Origin of the sequence: Vibrio sp. Vb0888 (assembly GCF_033338835.1) — a bacterium.
Taxonomy (GTDB): domain Bacteria; phylum Pseudomonadota; class Gammaproteobacteria; order Enterobacterales; family Vibrionaceae; genus Vibrio; species Vibrio alginolyticus.
In genome coordinates, this window is the sequence record NZ_JAWOTL010000002.1 from 117932 (window position 1) to 134609 (window position 16678).

The 16678-nt window shown below is 45.2% G+C and carries 13 protein-coding genes; 3 read left to right on the plus strand and 10 right to left on the minus strand.

All coding sequences use genetic code 11. The annotated features are described in order from the left end of the window. Nucleotides 1-3: 3 nt before the first annotated feature. Nucleotides 4-906 (minus strand): N-acetylmuramic acid 6-phosphate etherase, encoded by a 903-nt coding sequence (murQ, locus tag R7P72_RS04695; protein ID WP_017635657.1) that lies wholly within the window; start codon nt 904-906, stop codon nt 4-6. A gap of 242 nt (nt 907-1148) precedes the next feature. Between murQ and R7P72_RS04700 the strand changes: the two genes are divergently transcribed. Then, nucleotides 1149-2000: a MurR/RpiR family transcriptional regulator gene (locus R7P72_RS04700; RefSeq protein WP_033907250.1), complete on the plus strand. Its 852-nt coding sequence runs from the start codon at nt 1149-1151 to the stop codon at nt 1998-2000. A gap of 19 nt (nt 2001-2019) precedes the next feature. On the opposite strand, the gene mpaA is transcribed toward R7P72_RS04700, so the two are convergent. Then, nucleotides 2020-2730 carry a murein tripeptide amidase MpaA gene (gene mpaA, locus R7P72_RS04705; RefSeq protein ID WP_064354431.1) on the minus strand — a complete coding sequence of 237 codons (711 nt, stop codon included), beginning with the start codon at nt 2728-2730 and terminating at the stop codon, nt 2020-2022. 141 nt (nt 2731-2871) lie between these two features. On the opposite strand from mpaA, the gene R7P72_RS04710 reads away from it, so the two are divergent. Further along, nucleotides 2872-4497 (plus strand): ABC transporter substrate-binding protein, encoded by a 1626-nt coding sequence (locus R7P72_RS04710; RefSeq protein WP_213906972.1) that lies wholly within the window; start codon nt 2872-2874, stop codon nt 4495-4497. A 63-nt stretch (nt 4498-4560) separates the two neighbouring features. On the opposite strand, the gene R7P72_RS04715 is transcribed toward R7P72_RS04710, so the two are convergent. After that, entirely contained in the window at nt 4561-5145 is a 585-nt protein-coding gene (locus tag R7P72_RS04715) for a flavodoxin family protein (protein WP_213906971.1), read from the minus strand. 222 nt (nt 5146-5367) lie between these two features. On the opposite strand from R7P72_RS04715, the gene R7P72_RS04720 reads away from it, so the two are divergent. Continuing rightward, nucleotides 5368-5676, plus strand: coding sequence for a hypothetical protein (locus tag R7P72_RS04720; protein WP_239945509.1), 309 nt, complete (start codon nt 5368-5370; stop codon nt 5674-5676). Between the two features lie 337 nt (nt 5677-6013). Here R7P72_RS04720 and R7P72_RS04725 read toward each other — a convergent pair whose 3' ends face one another. The 7 genes from R7P72_RS04725 to R7P72_RS04755 form a co-directional block, all read right to left on the minus strand. Next, a complete protein-coding gene (locus R7P72_RS04725; protein ID WP_005374541.1) occupies nt 6014-6607 on the minus strand; it encodes a mechanosensitive ion channel family protein in 594 nt (197 codons plus the stop codon). A 493-nt stretch (nt 6608-7100) separates the two neighbouring features. After that, nucleotides 7101-9215: a type I secretion system permease/ATPase gene (locus R7P72_RS04730; protein ID WP_005374556.1), complete on the minus strand. Its 2115-nt coding sequence runs from the start codon at nt 9213-9215 to the stop codon at nt 7101-7103. A gap of 15 nt (nt 9216-9230) precedes the next feature. Then, the gene (locus tag R7P72_RS04735) at nt 9231-11144 is read right to left on the minus strand and encodes an EAL domain-containing protein (RefSeq protein ID WP_005374560.1); all 1914 of its coding nucleotides are present in this window, start codon (nt 11142-11144) and stop codon (nt 9231-9233) included. 5 nt (nt 11145-11149) lie between these two features. After that, entirely contained in the window at nt 11150-11833 is a 684-nt protein-coding gene (locus tag R7P72_RS04740) for a transglutaminase-like cysteine peptidase (RefSeq protein ID WP_005374561.1), read from the minus strand. Between the two features lie 114 nt (nt 11834-11947). After that, nucleotides 11948-13339, minus strand: a complete 1392-nt coding sequence (locus tag R7P72_RS04745; RefSeq protein ID WP_005374562.1) for an HlyD family type I secretion periplasmic adaptor subunit — start codon at nt 13337-13339, stop codon at nt 11948-11950. A gap of 173 nt (nt 13340-13512) precedes the next feature. Continuing rightward, the gene (locus R7P72_RS04750) at nt 13513-14736 is read right to left on the minus strand and encodes a sigma-54-dependent transcriptional regulator (RefSeq protein WP_005374563.1); all 1224 of its coding nucleotides are present in this window, start codon (nt 14734-14736) and stop codon (nt 13513-13515) included. Next, a complete protein-coding gene (locus R7P72_RS04755) occupies nt 14729-16603 on the minus strand; it encodes an ATP-binding protein (protein WP_005374564.1) in 1875 nt (624 codons plus the stop codon). The genes R7P72_RS04750 and R7P72_RS04755 overlap by 8 nt, the downstream gene beginning before the upstream one ends. Nucleotides 16604-16678 lie beyond the last annotated feature (75 nt).

The following is a 16678-nucleotide window of genomic DNA, read 5'->3' on the forward strand; positions in this document are numbered from 1 at the left end:
TATTTAGTTATTATTTAGTGCTGCGCGAATAAAGCCGTTGTGCGCGGCGAGGCGTGATTTGGCTTGTTCGGCATCCAAATCGGCCAAAATCATTAAGATGGCGGTTTTGCAGTGGCGACCGCAGGCATTTAATGCTCGCTCTGCTTCTTCTTTTGATGCGTCGGTTGCTTCCACAACAATGTTGGTTTGGCGTTGTATGAGCTTGGCGTTAGTGGCTTCTACATCCACCATTAAGTTGCCAAATACCTTACCGCTACGAATCATTGCGCCTGTCGTGAGCATGTTTAGCACCAGTTTTTGTGCGGTGCCGGCTTTCATGCGAGAAGATCCAGTGACAACCTCTGCGCCAACTATCGGCAGAATCGCGATGTCGGCCGCTTCTGCCATGGCACATTCTGGATTACAGGCGATAGATGCGGTCGTGGCTCCGATGGATTTAGCGTAGTCCAAACCACCTAGTACATAAGGTGTACGGCCACTCGCTGCAATGCCTACAACCACGTCATGCTTGGTGAGGTGAAGTGCTTTTAAGTCGTCTTGACCCATTTTCGCGTTGTCTTCTGCGTTTTCTACCGCTTTTAAAATCGCTTGATGTCCACCAGCAATTAAGCCAATCACCATATCTGGATGCGTGCCGTAGGTAGGAGGACACTCGCTTGCATCAAGAATGCCTAAGCGACCTGATGTACCAGCTCCCATGTAAATTAAACGGCCACCATTTGCAAAAGCTTGGGTAATTGCGTCAACTGTCTCTGCAATTTGTGGTAGCACCGCTTTTACCGCGAGCGGGACTTTTTGATCCTCTTCATTAATGACTTGCAGCATCTCGATGGTCGAAAGCGTATCGATCTCGGCACTGGCTGGGTTACGGCTTTCTGTCACCAATCTGCTTAAATCAATTTTCATGTTTTGCACTCTTCGTAATGTTCAATCTGAGGGCGATTTTATGGAATAAAATATTCAGGTTTGGTGATAAAAATCACACTTGAGGTTATTCTTTATGCAGGAGAAATTTGGAATAATGAGAGAAAATATACGTCTATTACGTCCGGGATTAACTGTCTTGGTTAGAATAATCAGGGGGTTAAATCAAACGCCTATTATTTCTGATTTGGAATAATTTATTTAAAGTTTTTGAGGTTTTTGTTGTGTCAGTTATCAATAAGATAGTCGCGAGGCGTACTCAGCTTTCGCAAAGTGGTCGTTTGGTTGGCGATTGGATTGTTGAAAACGCAGAAAAGGCGGCGCTGCTCACCAGCCAAGAACTTGCGGCGCAAGTAAAAGTGAGTCAATCGAGCATTGTGAAATTTACTCAGCGTATCGGCTTTAAAGGTTACAGCGAGTTTAAGTTAGCTCTGAATGAAGAGATTGGCCGTAAGCATGCGATGCAGTCGACACCGCTGCACAGTGATATTTTGGCTGACGACCCCATTGCGGTAATTTCACAGAAACTGGTGAAAGCGAAAACCGACGCTATGTTTCAAACCACCAATACGCTGTCTTACGAAGCGTGTCACCAAGCGGTGAAATGGTTGAGTGAAGCGCGTCGAGTGCAAGTGGTCGGGATTGGGGGCTCTGCACTGACCGCCAAGGATTTAAGCTTTAAACTGCTTAAACTTGGTATTACGGCGCTTTCTGAACAAGACAGCCACGTGCAGATTGCTGTTGCCCGCACGCTCTCTCCAGAAGATGTTCAGATCGCAATCTCGTTTTCGGGTGAGCGCAAAGAAATTCTCGTCGCGGCAGAAGCGGCAAAAGAGCAGGGCGCGAAGGTGATTGCGTTATCTGCGCCTGGAAGAAGTCGCTTGCGCGGTATTGCCGATATTACGTTTGATACGATTGCCAATGAAACGGAACATCGCAGCTCATCCATTGCTTCGCGTACCGCGCAAAACGTGATCACCGATTTGCTGTTTATCATCTTGGTTCAGCAAAGAGACGACAGTGCCCGTCAGTTGATCAGCGATATTAGTACCGACATCAAACAGATCCTCACATGATCGCTTGTTTAACAGCGGACTAGAGATCCGGATCGTGCCTCAGCAAAGCAATAAAAGCGGAGAGATGTTTTTCAATGGTGAGATCGGCAGAAATCGCGGGTAATTCCAACGTGATGCAAGGTAAATCACGTTCACTACACCAAGTGCCGAATGAGCCGGGTGTTTCGTAGTCGACATCGTCTACAATTGGCAGTTGGAACTGCTCGCGGAGCCATTTGGCAAGGTCGGAATGTTTGGGATCATCCACAAACGCAAGCGGTTCATGAAACGACACCACAAACTTTGGCTTGCGCAGTTCAATCAAGTTAATTAAAGCGCTAACTTCAGGCTCTAGTTGATTTTTAGTGCCAGTTTTCACCTGTACGTCTCGAACGGGGGTGTGAGAACTCCATCGATACACTGTGCCATGCTCAGTCCAATTTTGGGTTGGAAACGCGCGATTGAGGTCCACTTGGTTTGCATTTGCGCGTGTGCCTAGCTGGTTGCCGTCAGGATTCATTGACAGAATCACATCATGTCGTAAGTTTTCAGCAGGCAAGCTTCTTAGCGCGCAGGACAAACCTGCAATCGAGGCTGTCTCATCCCCGTGAGTGCCTGCCAAAATCAAACCTCGTGAAGCACTTTCGACTTGAGCCGGAAAATACAGTAATGGCGCACCAAGCACGGATTGACCGTATGATGTTGGCCGAATTAAAAATGCCGCTCTTTCCGTTCTTGGAATTAGACTCACCGTAATCTCCTGATTGATGAAGTAGTATCAATATCTAAGCTAATTACACCTAGCTAAACTGAACCGTTTAAACTCGTCAACGGTTGAAATGTTAATTGTGGCACTTGCTTCACAAGACGCGTTAGGAGAACGAAAAACGATATGGATTTTAAAAAACATTCAACGGCGTTGCTGATTTCCTCTTTATTCACCCCTTTTCTTGCTACATCAGTTGCTGCGGAGACCTTACCTAAAGGCATTCAACTTGCCGCAGAACAGCATTTAGTACGTGCGAATGACGCAGAGGCGGCGACACTTGACCCAGCGAAAGCCGAAGGTCTGCCAGAAATGCATGTGATTCGTGACTTATTTGAAGGGCTTGTGATTCAAGATCGTGACGGAAACATTATTCCCGGTGTGGCAGAATCATGGGAAACCAAGGATAACCAAACCTTTACTTTTCACTTGCGCAAAGACGCGAAATGGTCGAATGGCGAGCCTGTGACAGCGGATGATTTTGTCTATTCACTGCGCCGAGCGGTGGACCCGAAGACCGCTTCTCCAAATGTTTGGTATCTCAAACTCACCAAGATCAAAAACATCGCCGATGTAGCAGAGGGCAAAAAGCCTTTGGACGATCTCGGTATCAAGGCAGTGGATAAATACACCCTACGTTTTGAGTTGGACAGTCAAGTGCCGTACTTTGTTGCTATGACTGGGCACACGTCCATGATGCCAGTGCATCAAGCGACAGTGGAAAACCGCGACAAGCCGTGGAGCGATCCAGACCAATTTGTTAGCAACGGTGCATTCACATTGGATAAGTGGGTCGTGAATGAACGCATTGAACTGGTTAAGAGTCCAAGTTACTGGGACAGCGCAGATACGCATCTAAACAGAGTGACTTACATTCCGTTTGAAAACCAAAACGCGTCTATCAATCGCTTTGCGGCAGGAGAGCTGGATATCACGTCAGATGTGCCGACTCATATGGCGCAGAAGCTTAAACAAGATTACAAGCAGGCTTACACGGTGGTGCCATTATTGTGTACGTATTACTACGCGTTCAATACCACTCGTCCGCCATTTGATGATGTGCGAGTGCGTCAAGCGGTGTCGTACTCCATCATGCGCGATGTGATTACGAATGGTGTCACGCAAGTGGGCAACCTTCCTGCTTATACTTTTGCGCATCAGTACACCGCAGGGTTTGATGCGACGCCGCCTGAATACAGTAAGTGGAGTCAGCAACAACGTGACGAGAAAGCGCGTCAGTTGTTAAAAGAAGCGGGTTACAGCCAAGACAAGCCGCTCGATTTTAAATTGCTGTACAACACCAGTGAGGCAAACAAATCGATCGCGGTTGCGATAGCGTCGATGCTACAAAAAAATCTCGGTGCAAACGTGGAGTTAGAAAACCAAGAGTGGAAGTCGTACTTAGTGGCGCGTAAACAAGGCAATTTCGATGTGATGCGCGCTTCCTGGTGTGGTGATTACAATGAAGCGTCTACTTTCCTGAGCTTACTTCGCTCAGGTTCTTCGGGTAACTTTGCACGTTACAGCAGTGAAGCGTACGACAACGCGATGAACAGTGCATTGGCTGCAACCGATGAGAAAGCGCGCCAAGGTTTCTATGATCAAGCCGAGCAATTGTTGGCGGCGGATATGCCAATCGCACCGATTTACTACTACATGCAAGCGCGTTTGGTTCGTCCTACGGTTGGCGGTTTTGCCAAGAACAACGTAGAAGGTCGTATCTACTCGAAAGACCTCTACATCAAGAAGTAGCGCTCAAAACAAGCGATAACTATGAAGCCCCGAAGATGTATCTTACGGGGCTTCTTTTTATTGTTAGCGAGTGGAGAGTTTATTCACGAGCATAGCGACTCGTTTGCCAAGATACTCCGCCGTTGCAACATCAGAGGCATGCAACTGACCATCTTCATCACCTTGTGCAACAATACCGCCTTGTACACCATAACGATTCAGGTTTTGCTCGCCAGAATTGCTGATCTTATCCAACCCGACCCACATCATGCCGTGTTGGTTAGCGAGCGTTTGTAGATATTGTAATGTGCAAGATTGGTCGCCATTCATTGCCCCACCACTGGTAAAGCCAGCCGCGATTTTGCTCGCCCATTTTTGGTAATACCAAGATTCACTGCTTGCATCTGCAAATGCTTTAAACTGCGCTGCTACACCGCCCATATAGGTCGGTGAGCCAAAGATAATCGCATCACACTCAGCAAGTTCATCCATTAGTTTAGGGTTCACAAAACGTCCCTCAATAATCTCACTGCCTTCAATTCGGTGAGAGAGGATTTCACATTCATCTTGCTGCTTAATGCCTTGTTGTTCAACGCCTGCGGCAATCGCGCGAGCAAGCTGACCAGTAACGTCGGTTTTAGAGAAATAAATAATCGCAATTTTGGACACAATGGTTCCTTTTTTCATTGTTGATTTTTAATCGTGCGACTAAGGCTAAAACCTCAATCTAAGTTGAGGTCAAGAAGAGATTTGAGATAGATAAAGTACGAATTGGCATCTAAAGAGCTTTCTTATAGGGTAAGTCGACGGCATAACTACAGTGAATGCAACGACGATGAATGTCGTGTATAAAAGCGTTAAAGGAAGATCTTAAAGATGTAGAAAACTCTCTTGGAAACAATGATAAAGGTACCGATGCTAGTGATGATTAATAGGCGGAAAAATAGATTAAAATATGTAAACTCAGACCTGATCCAAGGCGGGAAAAGTACATTTCATCGTTTCTTAAGGCGAGGGATTATTATCATTATGGTAGGAGGCCTTTCTACAGCCTCTTCCACGGTATTTGCACACTTTATAGCGGGTGTGTTTGATGTGGATATGAATGTTCATCCAGAGAGCTTAGAAGAAAAAGTGCATGCACTACTTTTTGTTTCGGTCAGTCTTGTTTTTACCTCTTTTATGCCCTTATCTCGCTAAATATTAGTGGGTGGCTCATAATGAAGCTAAAAATATAAGCTTAACTAAAACCATGTCCTTGTATTTTAAGGAAGATGGAACTAGTGACGATTTTTTCTTTGCTTGCACCATCTCTATTTTTGTATTTATTTAAGGTTCGTAAATAAGAAGCTTCCTTTGGTTAAAGTGGCGCTTTTGGTTTCGGCGATGTGTCATGTTTTTATCATGAAAGAATACAGTGGTGACCTTCAGCTTATACGTTTTGTCTCTTCACTGTTTTTCGCCATTAACTTTGGGTTATTTGTGACCACCAAGTGATACTAAAAAGCCGATGTAGATACATCGGCTTTTTAGTGGGTTATTTCTTTCTGCGAGTATAAATCCGAGATTTTGCTTTACTTGGCTCTGGCTTGTTTTTCGCCAGCTTTAGCACTGCTTTTTGCAAAATCTGGTTGTTTGGGTAAGTGATTAAGTTTCCGCTGTCGTGCTTAATTAACACGTGAAACATGCTGATTTCTTGAATCTCGCCACTGATGTCTTCGTCTTTATCTACGACTTTAATTTGGTCACCCACTCGGTATGGGAAGACAAAAAAGATCAAAAAGCTGGCAGTGATGTTGCTCAGAATTGACCACTGCGCAATAAACGCCACACCTAATACGGCAAAAATGGACGATAGGAACAAAGACACATCGCCATAGCCAATACCTGTGATAATGGCAAAAATAGAGGCGGTCAAAAATAGCAGCGCGACATTGAAACAGCGCTGAATAAAACTCAAACGAGCCTTTTTTACACCTTTCGTTGTTGCCAAATTTAGGATGGCTCGATTTACAATCCTCTTCAGGATGCGATACGCGATCAGGACAAAAATGCCCATCAATAGTTTGTAACCGAGGGAGCCCGTAGTGAAATACTGGCTCACTTGCTCTAATTGGATCCAATCATTCATTTCTTCATCTCGACGATATCTAGAAAGCGGCTTTTATAGCTGATTTTTTGCTGTAAGTAATCACAATTTTTCTTTACACCATTTGTCTCTGTGTTGAGGTACCACAGAGTACTATATTGGTTAATCAAAGACTTAGTGAGCATTGCGAACTCTTTGGCTTTATTACTTATATTCAACCAAAGCTGACGTGATTTTGAAAAGAGCAATCTTTGAGCTGTATCCCATATCCGACATTCTATGACGCTAGTTCCTTATAAACGAGCTGAATATGACTTTTGTCCTGATAACCTAAGGTGTATTAATTGAAAGAGCTTTTAGGGCGTTGAAAAATGGAAGAAGATGAAAAGGCGATTATGATTTTATTCGTGATTGTTGGCCTTGTACTCGTTTGGGTCGCGCTTGAAGAACTTAACTATCTCGGGCTCCCAATAAAATAAGCCCCGTTAAACATGAGTCAAACGGGGCCTTTGTCTTTTATCAATGTGAATTCAGGCTAGCTAACCGCACGCACTTTGCCTTGTTTCAAATCGTTCAGCACTTGCGCTTTAGGGCCATCTGCAATGATGCTGCCTTTCTCCATCACAATTACGCGATCAACGATGTCGAGCATAGACGTTTTGTGCGTAATCAGAATCAGCGTTTCACTAGGTTTCAACTGTGCTAATTGATGTTTAATGTGCATCTCTGAGCGATTATCCATCGCACTGGTTGGTTCATCCATGAGTAGAACAGGAGGACGACCCAAAAATGCACGAGCGATCGTGACTGCTTGACGTTGACCACCCGAAAGCATTGCTCCACCTTCACCAACTTGGCGTTCTAAGCCCGCTGGGTCAGATTGCGTAAACGCAGTAACACCGGCACGATTCGCTGCGTCTAGTACGTCACGGTCATCGGTTAATGGGCGACCTAGCGTAATGTTGTCGCGGATAGAACCAAAGAACAGATTCGAATCTTGCGGCACACAACCAATATTACGGCGAATGTCGACATGATGCAGTTGTGCGATGTCGGTATCATCAATGCGAACATGACCTTCCGTCGGCTGATACAAGCCCATGATGAGACGTTCTAACGTGGTTTTACCCGAACCGATACGGCCTATGATCGCTACTTTTTCGCCTGGGTTAATGGTCAAGCTCAAATCTCGAATCGACGCCACCGGTGAATCTGGGTAGTGGAAGGTCACGCGTTCAAGTTCAATTTTGCCTTGTACTATTGGGCGGTGAATGTAACGTTTACCTTCTTCTTGTTCATCCGGCATTTCCATGACTTGATTGATAATTGTCATAGAAGACTTCGCTTGGTTGTAGCGCGTAGAGAGTAAGGATAACTGAACCAAAGGACCAATCGCGCGGCCGCTAAGCATGGTTGCGGCAATCAAACCGCCCATGGTTAAGTCGCCTTCTGCAATTAAGTAAACGCCTAGGATGATCATCCCTACGTTACTACTTTGCTGCACAAAACCCGCCGCGTTTTGAATGCTATCCGTAATTCGTCGGCTTTTTATATTCCAGTTCGCCATGTGCGCAACTGCCTCTTCCCAGCGGTATTGGAATTGGCTTTGCGCACTGAGCATTTTTACGGTTTCTAACCCAGCTAAGCTCTCTATCAAATTGGCATATTTTTGCGATGCTAGGCGTGAACCCTCCTCAATGGAGCGACGCAGCGGCCCTTGTATCAGTAGCGAGTGAATAATCAAAATGACCACGCCCACCATCGGTACATACACAAGATCGCCAGCCATTAGCCATATAATCACTAAGAATAAAATGGCAAAAGGCAAATCAATGAGAGCACTGACGGTCGCTGAAGTAAAAAACTCTCGAATAGATTCGAATTCTTGTAAATGGCGAGCGAAGGCACCGACCGAAGGCGGCTTCGATTCCATTCTAATCCCCATCACTTTGCTGAACAGTTTGGATGAAATCAGAATGTCAGACTTCTTGCCCGCCACATCAATGAAGTAATTTCTCAGCGACTTGAGAATGAAGTCGAACAGGAACACGACAAAGATGCCACTTGCTAGTACCCATAGGGTTTCAAACGCAAGATTCGGAACCACTTTGTCGTACACCAAGCGAGTGAATAGCGGAGCGGCAACCGCAAAGAGGTTGATGAGAAGTGATGCGATTAAAACATCACGGTAGATGCGTTTTGACTGCCACAAGGTGGACCAGAACCAGTGGCCTTCGTTGGTTTTGAGCACTTCGGGAGAGCGCTCATCGAAACGGAATTGCTTTTTAACTAAAAAGTACCGACCAGTGTATTGCTCAAGTAGGTCTTCTAATGGAATAGAGATCGGCACCATTCCACTTTCTAGGGTGGTGACTTCGGCCTCGCGTTTCTCCATATTGATGCTGTTGAGAACGCAAGAGTCACCGCCTTTAAGAACTAAGATTGCCGGCAGAATTAGGCTGGAGATGCTCTCCAGCTCTGCGCGGTTTTCCTTGGCAACCAATCCGGCCCTTTCCGCTGCTCTTGGTAGCAAAAATGGGGTCAGTTTACCGTCAGATAGCGGTAGTCCGTTGACTAGCGCTTCTGGCGAGTTAGCTAACCCATAGTAACGGCTAACGTAGATGAGCGAATTCAGTAAAGGGTCTTTCATCGTTGATAAACCTTTTTATTCCTTGTCGACGATGAATCCTTGGAATACCTCAACAAAATGTTCAGTGAGGAAATCCAACTGGATTTGAGTTTCGATACGCGATGCGATAGTCGTAATACCAAGGTTGTGGGCAGTACGAGAGATCGACGTTAGCGTGAATTTCTGTTTTTCGTCGTGCAAGTTGTGTGTGAATAGGTAATCGAGCTTCACATAGTTCGGGCGGAACTCTTGGATGTATTCCAAAGATTGGAAGTTACGTCCGTAGTTATCTACGCCGAACTCAGCACCTGATTGGCGAATGGCATTACATAACAGTGCTGTGTGGTGAGGCTGATCGATAAAGCATTCCTCTGGAATTTCAAAATGTAGCTTAGAGGCCACTTTGGCGTGTTTCTCTAGCATGCTAGTTGTCCAGCGAATAAACGATGGTTGAGACAAGCTGCTTTGCGCGATGTTAATCGCGACTGGGTCATTAAGTTCACCATTTTCTAGCATCTTAATCATTGATTCAATGACATACTGGTCAAAGATGTTGGTGGCGTCTAACTGTTCTAGTGCGAATAGGTATTGATTCGCACGATACGTTTCACCATCTTTTTCGATGCTTGAAAATACTTCGTTGTGGAATACTTTACCCCATGTGTTTTTCGCAGCTTGGAAACGGAATTTAACCCAATCACTATGAATGGCTTCTTCAACCAACGCTTTCCATTGCTGTTTACCCATCAAACTAGAAGGTGTATCACTGCCAATGAAGCCGTATGGCTTGTCTGGTTGCGCTTTGGCTTTCGATAGTGCGTTGTCCACCATCGAGAGGATTTCAGAACGCGTTTTCTGATCTTTGCTGTGTGCAACCCCTAGTGACGCTTTAGGTTTTGCTAAGCCTGTTGGGTCAGTATTTAGGCCGTTCACACAATTGACGATGCTGTCCGATAAAATGCGTAACTCGCTCTCATCCATATGAGGGAAAAGCAAGCCGAACTCATCACTAGACAAGCGAGCAATAGTGGCACCCGGTACATCAATGGTGTTTTTCAAACGTTGAGACAGTTCTTTAACGTGGGCATCTGCGCGTTGGTAATCTTTGGTCTCGTAAATGTCCCCAATGTATTCAGCATGGAGTAGCGCGATACCCCCTTGCGTTTGCTCTGCAAGCCATTGGTCGATTTGGTTGATGTAGAATGAGCGGTTACCCAATTTAGATATAGGATCGAGGTAAGCCTGAGCACGCAGACGTTGCGCCTCTTTGGCTTGCTCTTTGAATGATAGCTCGATTTGAGCAGACATCATGTTAATGCCATCTACCACCGCGATAAGATCTTTGGTTCTTGGACGAGCAAGCGGTTCACCAAATTGGTTATTCGCGATTTCATGCATTTTATTTACGATGGCCGTTAATGGTTTTAGCGAGCGACGTAGGATGTATGAAATTGCCACTAAACCAGCTAGAAAAATAACACTGAATACAGACAGCAAGCCAATAAAACCTTGCCAGAGCTGCTCGTAAGCTGCGCCTGGGTGACTAATGATTTCTACTTCGGCGAGCTGCATCCAACCACTGGTCACAACACGCTTATCGTGAATCGCTTTAAATAGATTCATGTCGATAAACCATTGTGGCACCGTACTTGGTTTAACTGGGTAAGTACGCACGATCTGGTAGTCAGAATCTAATGCTGTAAGACGAACAACGGAGTAGGTGCTGCCGTCAAATAGAGCATTAATCACGGACTCAACCGCGACTTTATCTTTGTCCTTTAGGTAAGGAGCCAGTGCCAAACCTACGGTGTTAATAGTGTTGTTGACCTCTGAACGTTGCTGTTGCTCCAAGCTGTCTCGAGTCGTGTTGAATTGGATTACGAATACTGATGCCAACAAGAGTATAAAGACCGTAACCATCCCCACCACAAGCTTCTTATATAGGGTCATGTTTCTCACTCGTCATAGTTAATTTTAGGTTTATTTAACTGCAACTTACGTTCGCGCGAGCGTAAGTCATTCCAAAGGCTCAACCGTGATGCTTTCCCTGCTAGCTCTCCAGTGCTAGCAGATGACTTCATCAACCACAGGTTTGTACCATTAAAACTGTATATCGGTAGCAAGTCGCTACGCTTAGAGGCTCGGACAATGTCAGGATTGATATTATCGAGAATGAGCGGCTCAGAACTTGGGGTAGGGTAGTAAGCTAATACCATGTGAAACTGATTCAGTTCGATGGCTTTTACGTATATTAAACGCATCTTTGAATCTGGTATTCCTAGCTCGAGTAAAGAGAAGTACTTAGCAATAGTGAAATCTTCACAGTCTCCTGCGTTACTCCCTAAAAATTCGAGTGGCGTAGCCCAATAATCTGTCTTTCCCCACAGTTTTATGTCGTCAACGAAATACAGCTGATTAAAAAAGTCGTTAACGCCAGCGAGCTGTTCATGAGTCTCTAATTGTTTAAATAAGTCGAGGTTCTTTCGCCATGTATTTACGCGCAATCCCGCACGTTCGCCGTACACCGCTGTGACCGTATTGACCCATCGTTGTTCTTTACTGTTCAGCGCACCAAGTTGGAACGACAAACAACTTAAGCTGATTAATAATGTAACTTTACGCTGCAAATTGGATCGCATATTCGACTCGTATCACAAGTATACTCTTCTAGAGAGTTCGTCAGTGAGAAATAAGTGCTTTTTATTTAATCACTTATCGCTCAATACTCCCTATCGCGAGTATCTTAATGTGGTTTACTCCTTCAAGGCGTTCGTTTTGGCACTTAAAATCGGTTTAAGTAGATATTCCAAAACGGTTCGCTTCCCTGTGATGATATCGACCGATGCTGTCATTCCTGGAATGATTGGTAAATCTGCATCTTGACCAAAGTTTGTTTTTTCGGTGCGTACACGAACAATGTAGAAGCTGTTGCCTTCTTCATCTTGAGTGGTATCCGCGCTGATATGTTCCAACTCTCCCTCTAAACCGCCGTACTTTGTGAAGTCGTAAGCTGTAAATTTCACGATAGCATGAAGATCTGGGCGTAAAAATGCGATGTCTTTTGGCGCAATTTTCGCCTCTACCAATAGTGTGTCTTCTGTTGGTACGATCTCGACGATATCCATACCAGGTTGGATAACACCACCGACAGTATTGATGTTCAGTGTTTTGATTTTGCCTGTTACTGGCGAATTCACAACCGTTCGGTTTACTCTATCTTCCAAGCCCACCGCTGATTCAACCAAGGCAGATAACTGGTCTTGGGCGCTGTTGAGTTTCTCTTGCTGTTCAGAGCGGAATTTGAGTGCAACATCAATACGGTTGAGCATGGATTCTCGAATCGCTGATTGCAATACGGGAATCTTGAGCTCACTGGACGTCATTTCACGACGGGTATCGTTGACTTGGCGCTGTAATTTGAGCAGTTCAATACGAGGAACAACGCCCTCGTCTGCCAAAGGTTTGGTGATATCGAGTTCTTTTTTCGCGTATTGGTAGCTTTGACGCAAGTTCCTTACTCGCGCTTGGATCTCTACCAAGTCCTGCTGCTTTTGCTGCACTTGTTGGTCAATAACAGAAAGTTGGTTGCGCAAATTATCTAGATCTTCGCGATATTCTGCTTTTTGACGCTGTGTGAGTTGAGGTCGAGTCTCTTCCAAGGTTGGTGGGAAGGTCAGTTTACCGTAATCAAGTAGTACACTTTGACGCCAGTTTTCCGTTTCAAAATCACGATTAACGGCAACACTGTTAATAGAAGCGGATAGTTGCAGCACAGATGCGGTAAGGTTGGCAACTTGTTGCTCACGTTCACGAAAATCTGAGCGAAAGCGGGTGTCGTCGATAAGCAGTAACTGTTGGCCTTTTTCAACCAACTGGCCTTCTTTGACCAAGATTTCTTTGACTAAGCCACCTTCTAAGTTTTGGACTACTTGTATCTGTGAGGAGGGAATCACTTTGCCTTGACCAACCGTGACTTTGTCGATTTCAGCCCAAGATGCCCAACCTATTGCTGCAATGAAAAATAGCACCATAACCCAGAGCATAAAACGCGCGCTGTTGGGGGTATTGAGGAGCAATGCTGCAGTTTTGTCATCAACAAAATCCAACTCTTCATCGTTGAGTTTGTTGTAGTTATCTCGGCTCATCACAGTCCCTGCTTATATAATTACGGATTATCTTTTTGATCTTATTATTATTAACCGATCATGTCAGCATGCTCGGCTAATAAAATATGAGAAGAGGGTTATTCTCTCTTCAAATGAGCTTTCTTACACTTTCTAAATCAAACAAAAGCATAATTAGCGCCGGAGTATAGCTATTACGCCTTGAACTTGGCTTTATCCAACTGATGTTTTTTTAGTTTGTCGTACAAGGTTTTGCGTGATACCTGTAATTCTAGTTGAACCTCTTTGAGTCTGCCGCGATGTCTTTGCAATGCATCGAATAACAAGCAATATTCAAAGTATTCTGTGCGCTGAGTCATACTCTGAATTTCAAGACTTTTCTCACTGTTCCAATCTTCCATTCTAAAAGTATCTGGCTTGAGGGCACGAAGTTCAGCAAATTGGCGTAGCTGCTTAACGTTTTCTGGCCATTCGAGACTGGTGAGGTGTTTGACCTCTTCTAGGCTGATATGTGGCGGCTGTAACTGATATCGACTCGCTGTGTGGCGCACAAAGTGCTTGTATAAAGGCCCTATATCTTCCTTTCTTTCATCGAGCGTCGGTAAGTGAATTAGAGTCGCCAGGGATTTTAGAGGTGGCTCGGCTTGGGTGGTCGCGCCAAAAACACGCTCAAGTTTTGGGTGCTTGAATAAGTATTCCCATTGCTCAAATGATACATGCTCTGCGCTATGTAAGTACAAACTGCAGTGGCGTTTTCCTTCACTTAAGCGGTGTATGGCTTTGTCGAGCGCTTCTAATGAAAGCTCATAGAGGTCTTCACCAGAAGCGGCGATTAGCTCACTATCCGGTGTTGCATGTATGTCGTGGGCAAATTGTGCAGCGAGTCGCCGACCCGTACCATCTTGACCTACAAAAATGAGCGGCTGGCTTGTGGGCGCACTGATCAAGGCGCGACGAATGCTCACCATGGCCTTACTGTGACCAATCATTTTCGGACCAACATGAGTTTGCATGTCGAGCTCTTTCTTAAGCCAGATGTTTTCTTGCAACAAGTTCAGTTTATCGCTGGCATTGTTGAGCGATTTCATGAGCTGTTCCGTTGAAAACGGTTTTTCTAGAAAGTCGTACGCGCCGCTTTTCATCGCATCTACCGCGGTTTTCACATCTCCATGTCCAGTAAGTACGATGAATTGAAAGTGATCGTTTTTGCTTCGCAAAGTTCGCATAAACTCCAAGCCATCCATCACGGGCATATGGATATCGGTAATGATAATCGCAGGCGTATTTGAGTCGATTACGCGTAAGGCTTCTACTGCGTTTGGTAAGCAGGTGACGTCTATCCCTTCAATCAGCAGGGCTTGAGACACGGCATCACGAATGTGTGGTTCGTCATCAACAAAGAAAACTGAGTTATTCATGGTCGTTTTCCACTTCTGGAGTACGTTTATTCTGATTGACTATTGGTAGCGTCACGATAAAGGTCATGCCTCCTGCTTGTTGTTCTGTGTTCTGATGTTTATAGGCACAGAGGGAGCCGTGATAGCTCTCTAAAATGCGTTTGGAGATGGTCAAACCTAATCCTAAGCCCTCTGGCTTAGTCGTAAAAAATGGATCAAAGACTTTTGCTAGGGCTTCGTCCGACATGCCAGGCCCGTTATCGGAAACAAGAATGTCGCAACTGTCATCATGACACTGAACAGCAATGGATATTTGCGGATCGATACAGTGGTTTTCCATCGCTTGTGCGGCGTTGTGGAAGAGGTTTATCAGCACTTGTTCTAATTCAACGCTGTGAATGGCCAGCTTCACATCATAGTCGATGGCCGGAACTTTTAGTGTTACTCCTTGCTTAATAAGCTTGTTGCTCAAAATGCTGGTGGCAGTATGTACCGCGTCGTGCAGTACTGAGATTTCATTGTGTGAATCGTGCGTGGCTTTCCGAGTAAAGACTTTTAAGCGGGCAATGACTTCCGAAATGGTGTCATTGAGTGTCAGCATTTTGCCCAAATTGTCAGCGACCATTGGGTATTTTTCCATTGCCAACAAACGCTGCGAGTTTTCGGTATAGGTTCTTAGTGCGGAAAGTGGCTGATTTATCTCATGATTAATACTGGCTGATAGCTCGCCCAACAGTGCCAATTTCGCGGCTTGCGTCAGCTCTTGTTGTGTTTGTTTAAGCTCTTGTTGGCTTTGTTCATATTGGCGGATGGTCTGTTGTAGCTTTTGGTTGGCTTCACTCAGAACTAGTGTCCGTTGCACTACTTTTTCTTCTAGGCTCACATTGAGATGAGCAAGGCGCGCTTTGTTAACTAGGGTTTGGAACCACGCTAACGCAATTAGAGCAATGAGCGCATATAAGATCAGGAAGACGATATCGGCCTGTAAAACGGCGGCAAGAACGCTGTTGTGGTTAATTAAGGCAACGACGCGAAACCCTTTATCCAATAAGTGTGTTGCGTATGCGAGGTAATTCGGTGATAGAAGCAATTGATTGTCATCAAACTCCGTGACACCACTGTGTGCCGTTAACTCACCAAAATATTCGGGTAAGGTATCGCCATATTGACGCGTTTCGGTAAGTTCATTTATTGCACTCGATGACAGTGGGAAAAGTGCACGATAGCGCCAGTCTGGTAAATTGCTCATAAACACGACATTGTGTTTATCTGTAATGAGTACGTCAGTCGTGGTTTGCGAAAGGCGCTGTTCTAATTGCTCCAAATTCACTTTTACTGTGATCACGCCAACGACTTCCTCATTTACCCACAGCGGAGATGAGAAGAAGTACCCACGTTTATTCGAGCGTACGCCTAATCCAACGTATTGAGCGGGCTCACCGCGTCGCGCATTTTTAAAATAGGGGCGATAGCTAAAGCTAGAGCCAACAAACGTATCTTCTTGCTGAAAGTTACTTGAGGCTATGACTAACCCGGTACGGTCATGAACGTAAATCGTATCGGCCAAACTTTGCTTCAACCAATCTGATAACAGTAGGTTGAGCTCTTGAGAGGGCGTTCCGCGCTCGACTGCTTTGAGTAGTCTTGGGTCGTGACTTAATAGGTTTGGTATCTGTTCAAACTTTGCCAGTTCGTAGTCCACTTCTTGTGACACTTGCGCGGCTTGTCTCTCTAGCTTTTGTTGCCATTGATCATGTTGGTATTGAGTTGCGTAATGATGAGTAAGCGCAAGCCCTGAAATGCCGACGGCACACAGTAGCAGTAAAAAATGACGTAGGGCTTTGGGGTTGAGTAAGTTCACGATCGGCTCACTGGTTTTTTGTGTCATGGTATCAAATGACGCACTGTGATGCTGTGAGCGGCAACGATAACAAGCACAATGATGTCCTTGTATTTCCTCAGT

Coding starts and splice junctions, on each gene's coding strand:
- murQ (WP_017635657.1), bottom strand. CDS start 906: ATGAAAATTGATTTAAGCAGATTGGTGACAGAAAGCCGTAACCCAGCC.
- R7P72_RS04710 (WP_213906972.1), top strand. CDS start 2,872: ATGGATTTTAAAAAACATTCAACGGCGTTGCTGATTTCCTCTTTATTC.
- R7P72_RS04725 (WP_005374541.1), bottom strand. CDS start 6,607: ATGAATGATTGGATCCAATTAGAGCAAGTGAGCCAGTATTTCACTACG.
- R7P72_RS04730 (WP_005374556.1), bottom strand. CDS start 9,215: ATGAAAGACCCTTTACTGAATTCGCTCATCTACGTTAGCCGTTACTAT.
- R7P72_RS04735 (WP_005374560.1), bottom strand. CDS start 11,144: ATGACCCTATATAAGAAGCTTGTGGTGGGGATGGTTACGGTCTTTATA.
- R7P72_RS04740 (WP_005374561.1), bottom strand. CDS start 11,833: ATGCGATCCAATTTGCAGCGTAAAGTTACATTATTAATCAGCTTAAGT.
- R7P72_RS04745 (WP_005374562.1), bottom strand. CDS start 13,339: ATGAGCCGAGATAACTACAACAAACTCAACGATGAAGAGTTGGATTTT.
- R7P72_RS04750 (WP_005374563.1), bottom strand. CDS start 14,736: ATGAATAACTCAGTTTTCTTTGTTGATGACGAACCACACATTCGTGAT.
- R7P72_RS04755 (WP_005374564.1), bottom strand. CDS start 16,603: ATGACACAAAAAACCAGTGAGCCGATCGTGAACTTACTCAACCCCAAA.